Annotated in this window: 18 protein-coding genes; 14 read left to right on the top strand and 4 right to left on the bottom strand. The window is 44.7% G+C overall.

The window, feature by feature from the left end; genetic code table 11:
• The first annotated feature begins 106 nt into the window (after positions 1–106).
• The 5 genes from MWM02_RS10130 (at position 107) to MWM02_RS10110 (ending at position 3,487) form a co-directional block, all read left to right on the top strand.
• Positions 107–718 (top strand): YpjP family protein, encoded by a 612-nt coding sequence (locus MWM02_RS10130; protein WP_244401928.1) that lies wholly within the window; start codon positions 107–109, stop codon positions 716–718.
• Positions 719–868: 150 nt separating this feature from the next.
• Positions 869–1,561 carry an anthrax toxin lethal factor-related metalloendopeptidase gene (locus MWM02_RS10125; protein ID WP_244401927.1) on the top strand — a complete coding sequence of 231 codons (693 nt, stop codon included), beginning with the start codon at positions 869–871 and terminating at the stop codon, positions 1,559–1,561.
• Between the two features lie 75 nt (positions 1,562–1,636).
• A complete protein-coding gene (thyA, locus tag MWM02_RS10120) occupies positions 1,637–2,431 on the top strand; it encodes a thymidylate synthase (RefSeq protein ID WP_064553659.1) in 795 nt (264 codons plus the stop codon).
• A gap of 12 nt (positions 2,432–2,443) precedes the next feature.
• Complete coding sequence (locus tag MWM02_RS10115) at positions 2,444–2,932, top strand: dihydrofolate reductase (protein ID WP_064553661.1); 489 nt, start codon at positions 2,444–2,446, stop codon at positions 2,930–2,932.
• Between the two features lie 108 nt (positions 2,933–3,040).
• Entirely contained in the window at positions 3,041–3,487 is a 447-nt protein-coding gene (locus tag MWM02_RS10110) for a YndM family protein (protein WP_064553663.1), read from the top strand.
• Between the two features lie 20 nt (positions 3,488–3,507).
• On the opposite strand, the gene trhA is transcribed toward MWM02_RS10110, so the two are convergent.
• A complete protein-coding gene (gene trhA, locus MWM02_RS10105; protein WP_244401926.1) occupies positions 3,508–4,125 on the bottom strand; it encodes a PAQR family membrane homeostasis protein TrhA in 618 nt (205 codons plus the stop codon).
• Between the two features lie 233 nt (positions 4,126–4,358).
• On the opposite strand from trhA, the gene ilvA reads away from it, so the two are divergent.
• From ilvA to MWM02_RS10080, 5 genes are all read left to right on the top strand, one after another.
• Positions 4,359–5,630: a threonine ammonia-lyase IlvA gene (gene ilvA, locus MWM02_RS10100; protein ID WP_064553667.1), complete on the top strand. Its 1,272-nt coding sequence runs from the start codon at positions 4,359–4,361 to the stop codon at positions 5,628–5,630.
• 107 nt (positions 5,631–5,737) lie between these two features.
• The gene (locus tag MWM02_RS10095) at positions 5,738–5,989 is read left to right on the top strand and encodes a YpmP family protein (protein WP_244401925.1); all 252 of its coding nucleotides are present in this window, start codon (positions 5,738–5,740) and stop codon (positions 5,987–5,989) included.
• Positions 5,990–6,523: 534 nt separating this feature from the next.
• Positions 6,524–7,090: an SCO family protein gene (locus tag MWM02_RS10090; RefSeq protein WP_064553800.1), complete on the top strand. Its 567-nt coding sequence runs from the start codon at positions 6,524–6,526 to the stop codon at positions 7,088–7,090.
• A 63-nt stretch (positions 7,091–7,153) separates the two neighbouring features.
• A complete protein-coding gene (locus MWM02_RS10085) occupies positions 7,154–7,948 on the top strand; it encodes an SGNH/GDSL hydrolase family protein (protein WP_064553671.1) in 795 nt (264 codons plus the stop codon).
• Entirely contained in the window at positions 7,945–8,517 is a 573-nt protein-coding gene (locus tag MWM02_RS10080) for a YpmS family protein (RefSeq protein ID WP_064553672.1), read from the top strand. The genes MWM02_RS10085 and MWM02_RS10080 overlap by 4 nt, the downstream gene beginning before the upstream one ends.
• Before the next feature lie 31 nt (positions 8,518–8,548).
• Here the strand turns inward: MWM02_RS10080 and MWM02_RS10075 are convergent, their stop codons facing one another.
• On the bottom strand, positions 8,549–9,916 hold the full coding sequence (locus tag MWM02_RS10075) for an RsmF rRNA methyltransferase first C-terminal domain-containing protein (protein WP_256462183.1): 1,368 nt from the start codon (positions 9,914–9,916) through the stop codon (positions 8,549–8,551).
• A gap of 93 nt (positions 9,917–10,009) precedes the next feature.
• Complete coding sequence (gene plsY, locus MWM02_RS10070; RefSeq protein ID WP_244403614.1) at positions 10,010–10,603, bottom strand: glycerol-3-phosphate 1-O-acyltransferase PlsY; 594 nt, start codon at positions 10,601–10,603, stop codon at positions 10,010–10,012.
• Positions 10,604–10,803: 200 nt separating this feature from the next.
• Here plsY and MWM02_RS10065 point away from each other — a divergent pair, with 200 nt between their 5' ends.
• From MWM02_RS10065 to MWM02_RS10055, 3 genes are all read left to right on the top strand, one after another.
• Complete coding sequence (locus MWM02_RS10065; RefSeq protein ID WP_064553676.1) at positions 10,804–11,229, top strand: OsmC family protein; 426 nt, start codon at positions 10,804–10,806, stop codon at positions 11,227–11,229.
• A 19-nt stretch (positions 11,230–11,248) separates the two neighbouring features.
• Positions 11,249–11,689, top strand: a complete 441-nt coding sequence (locus MWM02_RS10060; RefSeq protein WP_244401924.1) for an OsmC family protein — start codon at positions 11,249–11,251, stop codon at positions 11,687–11,689.
• Positions 11,690–11,752: 63 nt separating this feature from the next.
• Positions 11,753–13,090, top strand: coding sequence for an MATE family efflux transporter (locus tag MWM02_RS10055; protein ID WP_244401923.1), 1,338 nt, complete (start codon positions 11,753–11,755; stop codon positions 13,088–13,090).
• A gap of 130 nt (positions 13,091–13,220) precedes the next feature.
• Here MWM02_RS10055 and MWM02_RS10050 read toward each other — a convergent pair whose 3' ends face one another.
• A complete protein-coding gene (locus tag MWM02_RS10050) occupies positions 13,221–14,681 on the bottom strand; it encodes an aldehyde dehydrogenase family protein (protein ID WP_244401922.1) in 1,461 nt (486 codons plus the stop codon).
• Between the two features lie 351 nt (positions 14,682–15,032).
• Here MWM02_RS10050 and MWM02_RS10045 point away from each other — a divergent pair, with 351 nt between their 5' ends.
• Complete coding sequence (locus MWM02_RS10045) at positions 15,033–16,652, top strand: bifunctional metallophosphatase/5'-nucleotidase (RefSeq protein WP_064553686.1); 1,620 nt, start codon at positions 15,033–15,035, stop codon at positions 16,650–16,652.
• Positions 16,653–16,676: the final 24 nt, after the last annotated feature.

Here is a 16,676-nt window from a genome sequence, read left to right as displayed (position 1 = left end):
TTTTGGCGTCTTTCACTTCATCAAAAGCTTTTTTGTTTAGTAAACAGACAATGCAGCCAAAGCGGACAATAGAAAAATAGAATCCGACAAAGTGAGGTGAAATGGCGTGAAGCTGCCAAAATGGTTGAGAAAAGTGCTCGTTGTTGCGATCACGGTATGCACGTTTGGCCTAGTTACTCCGCCAGCTTCATTAATGGCCGCTGACGAACCAGCGGCGGATGATTCACCGTCTTCCGATTGGCAAAACAGTCATGGCGGATCGCAAACGGCGTCCGTTGGATCCGAGCAGGAAACGCGAGCGCCAATTTTGACGCGGCAGCAATTTATTGAACAAATGATGGAAAAAGCGGTTGTGCAATCGTATGAAAAGTTTGGCCGCAAAATCGCCCCGGTGATTAAAGAGGAGTTTCGCGATGTGATTTTGCCGCGCATCGAAGAAGTCATCGCGTCGCTTGCCGAACAATATCCGGAGGAACAACTGCAATATTTAGCGGTCACGGAAAACCCATCGGGCGGGATGGGAGAACGAATTTTCCATATTTATCGCATCGACACGGGGGAAGATATCATCCGTTTCCACGTCAGACGCGAACATCCGCCGCAAGATGGCTATTGGTTCCAGTTTCATTACCATACGTACCATGATCGTTTTCAAACACATTACGAGCTTGGAAAGATTTATTGGGATAAAAACATGCCTCCACAATGGCGGACATAAGCGATTTTTAAGAATCTAATTCCATTTGCACCGTTTCATGAAGTTTTTTCCTTATTTTATGAATTTTCCCCTGTTTTGGCGTGTGCTATAATTTTCGTTAGCAGAAAAATAGATTATTAGATTGGCAGTAAAAATGCGGGGGAAGGCTTCATGAAACTGTTTCTTTTTTTGATCGCGACGGTTATCGCGGTCGTTCCGCTTCTTTCGCTTTCACCGTATCCGGCGGCACACGGCGTTTTGCTTGATGACAGCGATATAACCGTAAAGCATACGGCACCGTACCGTATATTAAAAACGATGGTTATTGTTCCGGAAACGGATTATCCGCGCGAGGAGGCAAAAAAAATCATAGATACGCTCGCCCATGTCGATTCATCGCTGCTGCAAAAAGCAGCAGACCATCATATTTACGTTCAGCTGCTGAATGGAAAGATTACCGACGAACCGTCTGCAAGGCATTTGCGCGGAAAAACACCGCGCGGATATTTGTCATCGTCGACTACGTGGGATGATATCCCCGGGCTGGGCGGATCGCATTTAGTGCTTGTCAAAATTGGCCATAGCGAGAAAGGACAAGGCCACGGTTCGGTGAATTTGGAATTGCATGAATTTGCCCACTCGCTCGATTACATTGTGTTTCACCATATACATGAAACGCCTGCTTTTCGAGCGATTTGGAAAGAAGAGGCAGCGAACCTATTTCCGCAGTATTACTATTTCCTTACGTATCCGGAAGAATATTTTGCCGAAGCGTTCGCTTATTATTACTACAATAGGGATACGCGCAAACATTTGCAATCCAATGCTCCAAAAACATATCAATTTATCCGCGATCTAAAATAAAGAGCTCGCCAATGAGCTCTTTTTTTATTGTGTTTCGCTGAGATGTCCCTTATGATAGAAGATGAGGTGAGAACATTGCGTCAATATTTACAACTATTGGATGATATTCTAGAAAACGGAATAGAAAAAGACGACCGTACAGGAGTCGGGACATTATCCGTTTTTGGCCGTCAGCTCCGTTTTGATTTGCAAGAAGGCTTCCCGCTTTTAACAACGAAAAAATTACATATTCGCTCGATCATTTACGAATTATTGTGGTTTTTAAAAGGAGATACAAATGTCCGTTATCTGCAGGAAAACGGGGTTACCATTTGGGACGAATGGGCCGATGAAAACGGCGATTTAGGTCCGATATACGGCGCGCAATGGCGTTCTTGGAAAGGGGCGGACGGGAAAACGGTGGATCAAATCAGCTGGATTATTGAAGAAATTAAGCGGAATCCGAATTCCCGCCGCTTATTAGTAAGCGCCTGGAATGTGGCGGAGCTGGACGAGATGAAGCTTCCGCCTTGCCATTATGCGTTTCAATTTTATGTCGCTGATGGAAAGCTTTCTTGCATGTGGCAGCAGCGCTCCGTCGATACATTTTTAGGGTTGCCGTTTAATATTGCCAGCTACGCGTTGCTGACACATATGATCGCCCAGCAGTGCGGTTTAGACGTTGGCGAATTGATTTTCAGCGGCGGCGATGTCCATTTGTATAAAAATCATATTGAACAAGCGAAGCTGCAGCTGACGAGAGAGCCGCGGCCGCTTCCGAAACTGGTGATCAAACGGAAGCCTGCTTCAATTTTTGAATACAAATTCGAGGATTTCGAAATTGTCGGCTATGACCCGCATCCGCATATTAAAGCACCGGTCGCCGTATAAAGGGGAGATACGATGATTTCACATATTTTTGCCATGGATCAAAACCGCGTCATCGGCAAAGATAACCGGCTGCCATGGCATTTGCCTGCCGATTTGGCGTATTTTAAAAAAGTAACGATGGGACACGCCATAATGATGGGGCGCAAAACGTTTGAATCGATCGGGCGGCCGCTTCCGGGAAGAGAAAATGTGGTTGTCACACGGAATCGGTCATTTCGAGCGGAAGGATGTACGGTGCTCCATTCGCTCGAAGAGGTTCGCCAGTTTGCCGCCAATCGTGACGATGAAGTGTTTGTCATTGGCGGCGCGGAACTGTTTCAAGCGACATTGCCGGTTGCCGATCGTCTTTATATTACAAAAATTGAGGCGAGTTTCCCCGGCGATACGTTTTATCCCGCTTTTGATGAGTCACAATGGCAGCTCGTTTCCTATACGAAAGGAATCAAAGATGAAAAAAATCCATATGATTACGCATTTATGGTTTATGAACGCAAACATTAAACGTGTTTCGCTGTTTGGCGGAGCACGTTTTTTCGTTTAGGATCGAATAGAAACAGCGCCAAAAAGGAACGATAACAGTAAACGGTGAGTTGGAAATGGAGGAATAGGATGAAACACGTCGTTCCCTTGGCGTTCAAATTTATTGCATGGAGTGTAGTGCTGCTTTCGATTTTTACCATTTTTGATGCTCCGCTACTTCCGATATTCATGATGACGGCAGGAACCGCTGCTGTTGCTTATATTATCGGCGATTTATTGATTTTGCCGCGCTTTGGCAATTTGGTGGCGGCAATTGCCGATGTGCCGCTTGCGTTTTTGTTGATTTGGTTTGCTAGTTCCGCGCTGTTCGAGCCGGCGGTTTATATGGCGTACGCTTCATTTTTTTGCGCGTTGGCGATTGGTGCGATCGAAGCGTTTTTTCATCTGTTTATGGAAGACCGTGTGCTTGATGTGGCAAGCAAAGAACAAGCGTATCGGTGGAATGGAGATGGAAGCTGGGCAACAGAGTTTGCCGAGGAATACGAAAACGATCAAAACAAAGACGACCGCACGTAAGACGGTCGTCTTTCTATTCATTATACGTAAAAAAGCACGCAGCAATACATCATCGCACTGCCGCCAAGTACAAACAAATGCCAAATCGCATGATGGTACGGAAGCTTTCTCCATAAGAAAAACAATGCTCCGACCGTATATAGGATGCCACCGCCAACCAAAAGAAAAAAGCCAAACGGATATAGCGCGTCATAAAGCGGGCGAATAGCAATCACCGCAAGCCATCCCATCGCAATATACACGACAGTAGATAAAATAACAAAACGGTCGACGAAAAACACTTTTAACATAATTCCCACAGCTGAAAGTCCCCAAATGATGCCGAACAATGTCCACCCAAGTGCACCGCGCAACAACAGCAGTGTAAACGGCGTATACGTGCCGGCGATCAACAAAAAAATCGCCGAGTGGTCAAGAATTTGGAAGATGCGTTTCCACTTATGCCAAAAAAACGAGTGCAATAAGGTGGAACAAACATATAGGAGGATCATGCTCACTCCAAAAACAGTAAAACTAACGACTCGCAAGCTATCGCTAGATGCTGAGAAGAAGAGAAGAATGAACGCGGGGATGCTTAACAATACACCGAGTCCGTGCGTGATGGCGTTAGCGATTTCTTCTTTCCGTGAACATTCCATTTTTTTCCCCTCGTTTTCGAAAAGATTAACTTTATTTTATTCCAATCGCGTTATATAAACAAGACAAATGTGAAAGCAAGCAAGGAGACAAGGAAAAACAATGGCAGGACACCTAAAGCCGTCATAAAAGGAATGGTTTTTACAAGTTTTTTGAAAATTCCCTTTCTTTTTTTAAAATTTGTGCTATAATTTACAAATTAAAAAGACAACTTAGAAAGAAAGGGAACGAAGGAATGGAACAACAACTGAAACGAAAACAAGGAGCCGTTTATGTTGAAGATATTTTAATCGCTCATCATACGTTAAAGGATGTGGTACATCACACTCCGCTGCAAAAAAATCCGTTATTATCGGAACGTTACGAATGTAACGTATATTTGAAGCGGGAAGATTTGCAAGTGGTGCGCTCTTTTAAAATTCGCGGCGCATACAACCGGATGAAACATTTAAGCGAAGAAGAGCGGAAAAACGGCATCGTCTGCGCCAGCGCGGGAAACCATGCGCAAGGGGTGGCGTATTCATGCCGCGCATTAGGCGTGCACGGAAAGGTGTACATGCCGGCGACAACGCCGAGACAAAAAGTGTCACAAGTAGAGCTGTTTGGAAAAGAGATGGTCGATATCGTTTTGGTAGGCGATACGTTTGACGATTCGTTTAACGAAGCAATGGAGTGTGCCAAGAAAGAAGGCCGCACGTTTATTCATCCGTTTGACGATGAATATGTCATCGCCGGACAAGGGACGATCGGCGTCGAAGTGCTCAATGACTGCGAAGAGCCGATTGATTTCGTGTTTGCGAGCATCGGCGGCGGCGGATTGATGGCTGGACTTGGTACATATGTGAAAAGCATTTCTCCGGCGACAAAAATTATCGGCGTCGAACCGGAAGGAGCGCCATCGATGAAAGCCGCCCTCGAACAAGGGCATGTGGTGACTTTGAAAGAGATTGATAAATTTGTGGACGGGGCGGCGGTCAAAACGGTTGGCGAAAAAACGTACGCTCTTTGTAAAGAAATTATTGACGATATTGTTGTTGTGCCGGAAGGGAAAGTATGCACAACGATTTTGGAGCTATATAACGAAAACGCGATCGTCGTTGAACCGGCGGGGGCGCTTCCAATTGCGGCACTTGATTTTTACAGAGATAAAATCCGCGGAAAAACGGTTGTCTGTGTTGTCAGCGGAGGAAACAATGACATTGACCGAATGCAGGAAATTAAAGAGCGTTCGATGATTTACGAAGGGCTGCAGCATTATTTTATCGTCAATTTTCCACAGCGCGCCGGCGCGCTCCGCGAATTTTTAGATGAAGTATTAGGGCCTACCGATGATATTACCCGATTTGAATATACGAAGAAAAATAACAAAGAAAACGGCCCAGCGTTAGTCGGCATTGAATTAAAGCGCCGCGAAGATTACGCCCCGCTCATTGAGCGCATGAAGAAAAAAGGATTTCCGTTCCAAGAAGTCAATAAAGACCCAAATTTATTCCATTTGCTCATTTAGCAAAAAAGCGCGAAAAAAGCCGCAAGTATTTTGCGCATTTCCGACATGATTTTTCGCCGATTTCGTGTATAATAAAAGTAAATCGGTGAAAAAAGAGGATTGATATTTTGCTATTCAAAAGCCTGGAGTTTAAAAATGCTTATGGGCAGAAGGTGAAGATTATAGAAATTCCTGTATTGGAGGAAGATAACACATATCGGTTTATGATTCAGTTGCGTTTAGAAGCGTTTATTGCCAAAGTATATCGATCCCGCGACGTCCATACGGTTTACTCGTTTCGCGAATATTTGAAAAAAGTGCTAAAATGGTCTGTGTATAAGCAAATTTTTAAGACTGATGTTTTAAAAAACAATGCTTAAATTTGGGAAAAGTTGTTTTGCTTCGGCAAAACAACTTTTTATTTTTTCCATTTTAAGCAGTTGTGTGAATAAATGTAAAACGTTGTTTAGTAAGTTCATTTGTCTTTCAATATTTTTTCAAACTTTCCACACAAATGATTGGTACGATAATCAATCGGATGATACGGCGGAAAAAAGATGATACTTTAGAAATGGGGTAAAAAGAAATTTCTGGGTTCACTGGAAAGAGGTGGGGGAATTTTGCATAATTAAAGCGCTGTGTTGCATAAATTCATTCTGGCTGTCAATCGGGAATTTGCATTAAAAGAAACAGTAAAAAAGCGGTGTTTACGTCCGCTGAACCGAGAGCGAATTTTATGCAATGATTAAGGGTTTCACCAATAAAAATGGTTGATTCTCTAGATTTTTATAGGAATTTTCCTCGTTTCATTGTATAATTGTATGGTAGTTATGAATGGTTCACCGATTTGCGTTGTTGAAACAACGCCGTGGGACTGGGAGCCGAAAGAACAGAAAAAACGGGTGAAAAGAAAGATGAAGCGAATGATCGTTCTTCTCGCGATTGTTCTTCTTGCTGCGTGCGGAAAAACGATTCCTGATGCAAAAAATTGGCCAATTGACGATTTTACATTTACGGATCAAAACGGGGAACCGTTTGGTTTAAATGATTTAAAAGGAAAAATATGGGTTGCTGACTTTATTTTTACAAACTGTGAAACGGTTTGCCCTCCAATGACTGCCCATATGGCTAAGTTGCAAAAAATGGCGAAGGAAAAAGGGCTCGATGTTGAATTTGTCTCGTTCAGCGTCGATCCAGAAATAGATACGCCGGAAAAGCTTAAAGAGTATGTGAAAAAGTTTGACGGAGATTTAGCAAATTGGCATTTGCTTACAGGTTACAGCCAGCAAGAAATCGAGCAATTCGCCGAGAAAAATTTTAAAACGATTGTGCAAAAACCAAAAAATCAGGATCAGGTGATTCACGGAACGAATTTTTATCTCGTTGACCAAAACGGCACGATCGTGCAAACTTATAGCGGGGCACAAGACGTTCCGTACGAACAAATTTTAGAGCATATCGAAATTTTGCAGTCGTCATAGAGAGGCAAAAATGTAGGCGCATTTTTGCCTTTTCGCGTTTTTTCGAGAGGGCAGGTGTAAAAAATGAAAAAATGGGGATTGCTTTTTTTATTGTTGCTTTATTGCGCAGGATGTTCTGCCAAGCAGACCATCAACGTTGAGAGCTTGCCTGAGCGAGAAGTGAAGTTAGCGCCGCGGACGGTTGCCGATGATTTTTTTCCAAAAGATGTTCGCCTGCTTGCTCTCGGCGATTCGTTAACGGAGGGGGTAGGGGATCACGAACAAAAAGGCGGATATGTTTCGCGCTTGCGCCAACAATTGTTACAACATAAAGGGGTGCGGACGCTTTCGGTCGTCAATTTAGGAAAGCGGGGATTACGGATTTCCCAGCTCGATCCTATCGTAACGAAAAATTTAGACGAAGTCCGGAAGGCGGATCTTATCTTTATCACCATCGGCGGAAATGATATTATGAAAATTGTTCGCTCCCATTTCTTTGATTTATCGTACGCTTTATTTGCGAAGGAGCAAAAACGGTTTGCCGGGCGGCTAGACCGCCTTTTGGCAACGATCCGCGCGACCAATCGCGACGCTACGATCGTCCTTGTTGGTTTATATAACCCATTTTCTAGCTCGCTTCCGAACATTCCGGAAATCGACGATGTGATTGAGCTGTGGAATAATGGAAGCGAAGCGGTTTTGTCGCGTTATGACCGGACGATTTTTGTCAATGTGAAGGATTTATTTGACGGCCGCGATGACATATTATATAGCGACCAATTTCATCCGAATGAAGTCGGTTATGAGCTAATCGCAAGACGTGTGTACGAACAATTGGAACAACACGAACAATTGTGGCTAGGGAGATTGGAAGAATGAATTGGAAAAAGCTGTTTTGGATATTAGCCATCTTCAATATCGCCGTAATTGTGCTGATTTGTGCTTGGCTGTTTCAGCCTTCGAAGCCGATATCGATACCGTCTCCGAAAAAAATAAACGGAGCTTCTTTTACGGTATATTCCAATAAGGAACATCTGAATACGGTGATCAATGATTATATACGCAAAAAAGCGGGAAGCCATCCGGCGCAATACCGCGTTTGGCTTGACGACCGTGTATATGTAGCCAGCAAGCTTCCGGTATTTGGTCGCGATGTTGCGTTAACGGTTTCCTTTGTTCCGAAAGTCGTGAAAGGGGGGGACGTCGAACTGCAACATCCGGAAATATTATTGGACGATTGGAAGCTTCCTGTCACTTATGTGTTAAAATATTTAAGCAAACATGCGCCACTGCCGGATGAGGTCATCATCGATCCAAACGTGAACCGTGTTTATGTAGCGCTCACCGACATCCGCTTTAGAGATGGCTATCAAATTGCCGCCCAAAAAATTGACTTAAAACACGATAAAATCGTGTTTACACTGACGATTCCCGTTCAGCATCCGTAAAAAATCGGGCAGCTTGCAAGCTGCCCTCATTTTATGTATGGACTCGCAATCCTTTTGGGTAAAAGTTTTTTACAATGCCCTTTACTTCTTTGCCCCAGCCGAGCGGATACCCATCAACGGTCACAAGCAGCCAGCCGCGGTCTTCTCCCGTCTCGATCGTTTCCCCGCGCAAATATTTTAAACATTCGCCGCTGTCGCTTGACAAATCAAGAGAGAAACGAACATCTTGCGGCTTTAGCGATAAAGCGAGCGCGTGATTCGGCTCAAAACGCTGCTTTTTCGCTTCTCCTACGTGCAGCCCCGCTCGTACTACTTTGAGACCATTGAGGCTTGGGCAGTGATCTGGTAAAGCGAAAAGATGGTGTTGAAAGGCGTAAAGCGGTCTTTCAAGTTCTATTTGCAATACTTCTTGTGCAAACTGCCGATATGTGCGGAGCATTTGTTTAGAGACGTTCGGTTTCGCATAGCTGCCATTCCATGAAGGGGCGAAACCCGTTTTTTTCATTTTTGCGACAAAATGCCCTTCCCCTTTCAAACAGTGCGGCCATAGCCGGGCCGTCCGTTCGATTTCCTCCAAGTCGGTGTTCGTCCATTCTCTCCTTCCCGGTTGAATACCATGAACTTTTTCAATCGATAGCAATTCCAGATCATCATATGTTTGCAAAAAAGTTTCGATTATCTGTTCGTTCTCTTCAGGAGAAAATGTGCAAGTGGAATAAACGAGAATGCCGCCTTCTTTTAACATGTCGTACGCGCAGTCTAAAATACGCCGTTGTTTGCTGGAGCATTGTTCGACGTGCGCTTGGCTCCAAAACCGGACGGCTTCTTCGTCTTTGCGAAACATGCCTTCCCCCGAACATGGAGCGTCGACTAAAATTTTGTCAAAAAACCCGGGGAAATATTTCGCGAGCTTTTCCGGCGTTTCATTTGTGACAAGCGCGTTTGTGATGCCAAACCGCTCAATGTTTTCCGACAGCGCTTTGACGCGTTTTGGATGAATTTCGTTGGCTACAATCAGTCCCTGATTTTTCATCATTGCCGCAAGCTGCGTCGTTTTTCCGCCGGGTGCAGCGCAAAGATCGAGAACCGTTTCCCCCGGATTCGGGCTTAACACCTCAGCCACAAACATCGCGCTCGGTTCTTGGATATAATAGAGCCCTGCCGCATGATACGGATGTTTTCCGGGTTGTTCGTCTCCATCATAATAAAAGCCAGTAGGGCAAAATGGCACGGGGGAAAGCGCAAACGGGACGAGCGTTAAAAACGTTTCTCGGTCGATTTTCAACGGATTGAACCGCAATCCGTTTGCTTTTTCTTCATGATATGTCGAAAAAAAACGAGAAGCTTCGTCTTGCAAAAGCCTCTCCATTTTTGCAATGAATTCGCTTGGTAATTTCAATGATCTAACTCCTTTCCGATCGATTGATAGCCTGTTATTATGATGCCTTGATCGCACGCACGATAAACGATGTTTCAACAGATGAGATTAGTCCTATTTTCCGCCCAGCCATTTGACTTTTGGCTCCGTTTTGTTGATGATGCGTTTTATGTTCGCGCGGTGGCGGTAAAAAATGAACGCCGCCAATAGTAATACTGCGATCATTAGCGGAATGTCATCAGTAAAGAAGATTGTATAAACCACCGCGTACGCGCCGGCAGACATCGAAGAGAGTGAGACATATTTAGAAATATATAAAACAATGAAAAAAACGACGAGAAGGGAAACGAATAAAAACGGCGAATAAAACAGCATCACCCCTGCCGATGTTGCGACGGCTTTTCCGCCGCGAAATTTCGCAAAGACCGGGTAAATATGTCCAAGGACCGCGCACACTCCTGCTAACAGCGGGTGCACGTGAACGGAGAACAACACGGGCAAGCTTGCCGCCAATGTTCCTTTCAACATATCTCCGCATGTGACCATAAGCCCTGCTTTTACTCCGAGCACGCGAAACGTGTTTGTCCCGCCTAAATTGCCGCTTCCATGCTCGCGGATATCGATTCCATATCCTATTTTCCCGACAAGGAGCGCGAACGGAATCGAACCAAGAAGGTAAGCTGCGATTAAAATAAGCGCTTTTTCCATCAATCTCCTAACACCCTTTACTTTATTAAATTCAATGCATGTTTTTATTTTATCATGCATGAAAAAAAACGGTAGATAGGAAACTAAAACATAGCGGCGGAAAAGTATTTTTTTTGCATTTATTCTTTTTACAAAGTAAACTTGATAATATCTTATGTTATTTTTTTATCGCCTGAGCAGAAAGAGGAGGAAGAAAGGAAATGAAAGCAAAAGTAACATGGAACGGACAAATGTCGTTTACGGGAATAAGCGCGTCAGGCGTGCAAATTCCAATTGATGCCTCCAAAGAAGCAGGGGGGCAAGATTCCGGGGCAAGGCCGATGGAATTGCTTTTGCATGGGCTTGCCGGATGTACGGGGATTGACATTATATCGATTTTGACAAAAATGCGACTTGAAGTTCGTTCGTTTTATATGGAAGTGGAAGGAACGCGCGCTAGCGATCATCCGAAGCGGTTTACCGATATCCATATTCATTACGCGTTCGAAGGGGATTTGCCGGAAGATAAAGTGATTCGCGCTATTCAATTGTCTAAAGAAAAGTACTGCTCTGTATCTCATTCGCTAAATGCCAATATTACAGCAAGCTACTCGATTAACGGGGTGAAAGGCAAAGAAAATTTATAAAAAGCGAGGAGGTATTTCGATGAAAAACGAAATGACGTTTCATGTGACAGGAAGCGCAAAAGGAATGCAAACGGTAGTCCATTCTAGACAACATACAATAACGATCGACGAACCGCCGGTGATGGGCGGCCAAGATACAGGCCCTGATCCGTTGACAACGTTGCTAAGCGCGCTTGCCGGTTGCGAAAATGTCGTGGCCAACTTGGTGGCGAAAGAGTTAAATTTCGACTTGCAGGGAATCGAATTTGACATTCAAGGAACGATAGACACACGGGGGTTGATGGGCGATCCAAACGTGAAACCGTATTTCCAACAAGTCACGATTTACGCCAAAGTAAGAACGAATGAATCACAGGAGCGGATCGAAGAATTACAGCGCATTACTGATTCGCGCTGCCCAGTGTATACAACATTGAAAGCCGCCGGCATTCCGCTGCAATCCAAGTGGACAAAAGCATAATGAATACCCCCTTGACTTCAAGGGGGTATTCCCATTTCAACAAGCGATCTTTAGGTGGTGACAATGGCGCGACAATACGATTTTACCGAAGGCAGCATTGCCAAACAGCTTATCGTATTTTCGTTTCCGATCATATTTACGAATTTATTGCAAGTTTCTTATCAATTTATCGACAGCTTTTGGGTCGGCAATTTGCTCGGAGCGGATTCCCTTGCGGCGGTCGCGGTGGCAAGCACGGTCATTTATACGATTTTATCGTTTATTATCGGCATGAATAACGCTGCTTTGACCATTTTATCGCAACAAAAAGGAAAAAATGACAAAGAAGGATTAAAGAGGTATGTCAATGCGTTTATTGTGTTGCTAACAAGCTTGTCGGTTATCATGGGGGTTTTCGGGTTTTTTGCCTCCGCGCCGATTTTACGCTGGATCGGAACGCCGAAAGAAATGATGGGCGAGGCAAGCGAATATTTGCAAATCAATTGTCTTGGCATCGTATTTTTGTTTGGCTATAACTTTATCGGAACGGTATTGCGGTCGCTTGGAGACAGCAAAACACCGCTGGCATTTGTCATCCTGGCAGTTGTGTTAAACACTGTGTTAGACCCGATATTTATTTCGTTGCTGGATTTGGGGGTAAGCGGCGCCGCGTATGCGACGATTTTGTCGCAAGGATTGTCATTTATATGCGGGATGTATGTTGTTTTGCGCCGCGGCCTCGTTCCATTTTCGCTTCCAAAGCTGCCGACAAAAAAAGAAACGGGGCTGATTTTGAGGCTAGGCATTCCGTCAGGATTGCAAATGTCTGTCATCTCGGCGGGAATCGCTGCGATTATGAGCGTTGTCAATTCCTTTGGCGAAAGCGTCGTTGCCGGGTTCAGCGCAGCTCAGCGGCTAGACAGCATTATTATGCTGCCGGCGCACGCGCTTGGAACGGCTGTCAACAGCATGGCCGGGCAAAACATTGGCAAGGGAAATTGGAAGCGGGTTTCCTCGATTGCAACGTACGGGGTATTGTATAATATGGCAGTAACGGGTTTCATTATTATTTTGATTTACGCGTTTGCCGCGCCGGCTGTTCGCCTTTTCATTGAAGAGTCGGATGCGGCCCGTTTCGGCACGGAATATTTGCGGCTTATCAGCTGGTTTTATCCGTTTTTAGGCATTAATTTTGTTTTAAACGGCATCGTGCGGGCGTCCGGAGCAATGTACCAAGTGCTTGTGTTGAACATTATTTCGTTTTGGGTGCTGCGCTATCCGCTGACGTTTCTTTGCTCTAAGTTTGCTGGAGAAAACGGCATCGCGCTTGGAATGGGGATTAGCTTTGCGATCAGCAGCGCAATCGCGTTTTCGTATTACCGTTTTGGCAACTGGAGAAATAAGAAGCTGTTTGCGTATTGAACACGATTGCTTGGAGCGGCAAACGTGTGCGTCATCCTTTTTCGTTTGTACATTTTAGGTGTGCAAACAAAATGCAAAAAGGCCTGATTGAAAAGTATTTTCGATTTTACGGCCATCCTTTTTTTGCTTGCTAAAACGGATAGCGGCGGTACTTTTTTTGAATCGATACCCATTTTGTCATCGTAAATTCTTCGACAATCCACGGGTTTCCAAACCGCCCGATTCCGCTCGCTTTCGTGCCGCCAAACGGAACGGTTGGGCTGTCATTGACCGTCTGATCGTTAATATGTGTCATACCGCTTTCCACTTGCAAGGCGAGTTGTTTGCCTTCGCTTAAATCTTCGGTGAAAATCGCTGAACTTAAACCGTATTCAGTATCGTTCGCCATCGCGATCGCCTCATCATCGGATTTGGCTTTAATAATGGTTGCGATCGGGGAGAACAATTCGGTTTGCGCGAGTTTGCTGCGATTATCGACATCGACAAATACAGTCGGCGTTAAAATATTGCCGATCCGTTTTCCTTCAAGCGCCGCTTTCGCTCCTTCTTTTTTCGCTTCTTCAATGATCGCCAATGCTTTTTCGATTTGTTTTTCGTTAATCAATGGGCCGATGATTGTTTTCGGATCGCGCGGGTCGCCATACGGAAGCGCTTTTGCCCGTTCAACGAATTTTTCGACAAACTCATCATAATGGTTTTGATGGACAATGATGCGGTTAATAATCATACAAATTTGCCCTTGATGGATAAATTTACCGAATATTGCTGCGTCAACGGCACGATCAACATTGGCATCAGCAAGAACGATAAACGGGTTGTTACCGCCAAGCTCGAGCGCGACGCGTTTTAGCATTCCGCCCGCAATCGCTCCGATATGTTTGCCGACAGCAGTCGAACCAGTAAAACTAATAAGCTGTGAATTCGGATTCGTTAACATATCGTCGCCGATTTCGTCGACATCGGTGAGAACGACGTTTAAAACTCCTTTCGGCAATCCGGCGTATTCAAAGGCTCTTGCGATAATCGAGCCGCCGGTGAAGCATGTTTGGATATCCGGCTTATGTACGACGCTATTTCCTAATGCAATTGCTGGGGCGATCGTTCTCATCGACAAATTCATTGGAAAGTTAAACGGAGAAATCGATGTGATGACCCCTAATGGCAGGCGATAAATCCGGTTGATTTTCCCTTCTGTTTCCGACGGAACTTCCCTCACTTTTGTCAATTCATCCACCATGTTGATCGCTTCTTCGACAAGCCCGATCGATAAATCAAGTTCCACATTCCCCTTAATGATGCTCCCGCCTGTTTCGCGGGCGATCATATCAATAATTGCATCCCGATTGGAACGTAAATATTCCGCCGCTTTGCGGAGCACTTTCTTTTTCTCTTCAGGGGATGTGTTCGCCCATTCTTTTTGTGCTTGTTTGGCAACATCAAACGCTTCGGCAAGCTGCGTTTTCGTTGCGAGATGGACGGTTGCGATAACGGAATTGTCATATGGGTTCAAGTTATCATATGTCCGTTTGCTAAGTCCATCGATCCATTCGCCGTTGATGAAGCTTTTGTTGAATTCTTCATACCGTTCCATCAGAGACACCTCCTTTTTTTTATTTTTACATTCGTGATTTTTGTTATGCATTGTTAGGATCAAACGAGCGATGATGGAAGGTTGCAACCGCTTATCATTCAATGAATGGATGAAGTGCGGGAATTTGCGTAACAAGTAAACGTGCAAAGCAGTTTTTTCAGAGACCTAAGTTCGCTGGATTTAGGGTCGGATTTGACGCAACATTAGGACTTGGCCGAATGAATGTTATATAAACTGGAAAGACATTATAAAAATTTATAAAAAAATTTACAATAGTTTAGCAGAAAATAAGCAGTTTGTCGCTATTATTTTTGATGATAGTGGAAAAACAAGGAAAGGGGCGATAATGAAATGAGATTTTCCTCTAAATGGCTAAAAGCGGCTTTTCCTGCATTGATGTTATCGGCTACGCTCGCTTCCGGAAACGTTTTTGCAGGTGAAAAAGCTGACGGAGTAAAAACGGATGCGCATCAACATCGATATATTGATGTGCAGCTGTTAGGCATTAACGATTTTCATGGGCAGCTTGATGTGACAAGAAACGTTGGAGGAAAAGCGGTTGGACGCGCGGATTATTTGGCCGCGTATTTGAAACTGCGAGAAGCGGAAAACAAAAATACGCTTCTTGTGCACGCGGGGGATGCGGTTGGGGCTAGTTCGCCTGTATCGGCGCTGCTGCAAGATGAGCCGACGATCGAATTTTTAAATAAACTAGGCTTTGATGTCGGAACGCCTGGAAACCACGAATTTGATGAAGGGGTCGGCGAAATGCTTCGCCTCATTTATGGCGGAACACATCCAAAAACCGGCTATTTTCGTGGCGCGGACTTTCCATATGTAAGCGCGAATGTAATAGATAAAAAGACAGGCAAACCGCTTCTTCCGCCTTATGTTATTAAAAAAGTGAAAGGGCTGCCGATCGGTTTTATCGGAGTAACTTTATCCGACACGCCAAGCCTTGTCGCTCCAAGCGGTGTGGCTGGGGTTTCGTTTACGGATGAAGCAGAAGCGATTAACGAAGCGGTAAAACAGCTAAAACGGCGAGGGGTGCGTGCCATCGTCGTCCTTGCTCATAATCCAGGGGTTTCTAATAAAGATGGTTCCAATGCGAGCGGAGAAATTGTGGAAATCGCGAAAAAAGTGGATGATGAAGTCGATGTGATTTTTGCCGGCCATAATCATGCATATTTAAATGCAGAAGTGGATGGCAAACTGCTTGTTCAATCGTATTCCTATGGAACTGCTTTTTCTGATGTCGATCTAAAAATTGATCGGCGAACGAAAGACGTTGTCGCAAAAAAAGCAGAAATCGTGACTACCTATCAAGATGGTATTAAGCCTGATGCAGAGATTACGAAACTAATTGACAAGTATGAAGAAAAGGTAGCGCCGATTATTAACCAAGCCATCGGCACGGCAAAAACGACGATTAGCGCTGAGCAAAATGCAAGCGGTGAATCGGCTTTAGGAAACTTGATTGCCGATGCGCAGCGGACGGCGATGAAAACCGACTTTGCCTTTATGAACCCAGGAGGCATTCGCGCCGATATTGAACAAGGGGAAGTGACATGGGGAGAGCTGTATAACGTGCAGCCATTTGGCAATCAATTAGTAAAAATGACGCTCACGGGAGGACAAATCCGCAACCTATTAAATCAACAATGGCAGTCGAATCAAACGCGCATGCTGCAAATTTCCGGCCTCACGTATACTTGGGACGCAAGCAAACCGATAGGAGACAAAGTCGTCGATATTTATTTGCCAAACGGAATGAAACTCGATCCAAATGCGGAATACACCGTTACGGCAAACAGTTTTCTCGCTGATGGAGGGGATAACTTCACGGTATTTACAGAAGGAAAAAACCGGGAAGTAGGACCGGTCGATCTGGATGCGCTCGTCGCTTATATTCAACAGCTTCCGCAGCCATTTGATGCCAACATCGAGGGGCGCATTCAAAAGCTGCGCTAAAAAACAAAGCTGGTTCCAAACAGT

This window comes from Parageobacillus sp. KH3-4 (assembly GCF_022846435.1).
GTDB lineage: Bacteria > Bacillota > Bacilli > Bacillales > Anoxybacillaceae > Parageobacillus > Parageobacillus thermoglucosidasius_A.
Note: the sequence above shows the minus strand (reverse complement) of the source record. Positions and strands in the feature narration are given on the sequence as shown.

Coding starts and splice junctions, on each gene's coding strand:
- MWM02_RS10055 (WP_244401923.1), top strand. CDS start 11,753: ATGGCGCGACAATACGATTTTACCGAAGGCAGCATTGCCAAACAGCTT.
- trhA (WP_244401926.1), bottom strand. CDS start 4,125: ATGGAATGTTCACGGAAAGAAGAAATCGCTAACGCCATCACGCACGGA.
- MWM02_RS10045 (WP_064553686.1), top strand. CDS start 15,033: ATGAGATTTTCCTCTAAATGGCTAAAAGCGGCTTTTCCTGCATTGATG.
- MWM02_RS10065 (WP_064553676.1), top strand. CDS start 10,804: ATGAAAGCAAAAGTAACATGGAACGGACAAATGTCGTTTACGGGAATA.
- MWM02_RS10125 (WP_244401927.1), top strand. CDS start 869: ATGAAACTGTTTCTTTTTTTGATCGCGACGGTTATCGCGGTCGTTCCG.
- plsY (WP_244403614.1), bottom strand. CDS start 10,603: ATGGAAAAAGCGCTTATTTTAATCGCAGCTTACCTTCTTGGTTCGATT.
- MWM02_RS10110 (WP_064553663.1), top strand. CDS start 3,041: ATGAAACACGTCGTTCCCTTGGCGTTCAAATTTATTGCATGGAGTGTA.
- MWM02_RS10050 (WP_244401922.1), bottom strand. CDS start 14,681: ATGGAACGGTATGAAGAATTCAACAAAAGCTTCATCAACGGCGAATGG.
- MWM02_RS10090 (WP_064553800.1), top strand. CDS start 6,524: ATGAAGCGAATGATCGTTCTTCTCGCGATTGTTCTTCTTGCTGCGTGC.
- MWM02_RS10085 (WP_064553671.1), top strand. CDS start 7,154: ATGAAAAAATGGGGATTGCTTTTTTTATTGTTGCTTTATTGCGCAGGA.
- ilvA (WP_064553667.1), top strand. CDS start 4,359: ATGGAACAACAACTGAAACGAAAACAAGGAGCCGTTTATGTTGAAGAT.
- MWM02_RS10060 (WP_244401924.1), top strand. CDS start 11,249: ATGAAAAACGAAATGACGTTTCATGTGACAGGAAGCGCAAAAGGAATG.
- MWM02_RS10080 (WP_064553672.1), top strand. CDS start 7,945: ATGAATTGGAAAAAGCTGTTTTGGATATTAGCCATCTTCAATATCGCC.
- MWM02_RS10115 (WP_064553661.1), top strand. CDS start 2,444: ATGATTTCACATATTTTTGCCATGGATCAAAACCGCGTCATCGGCAAA.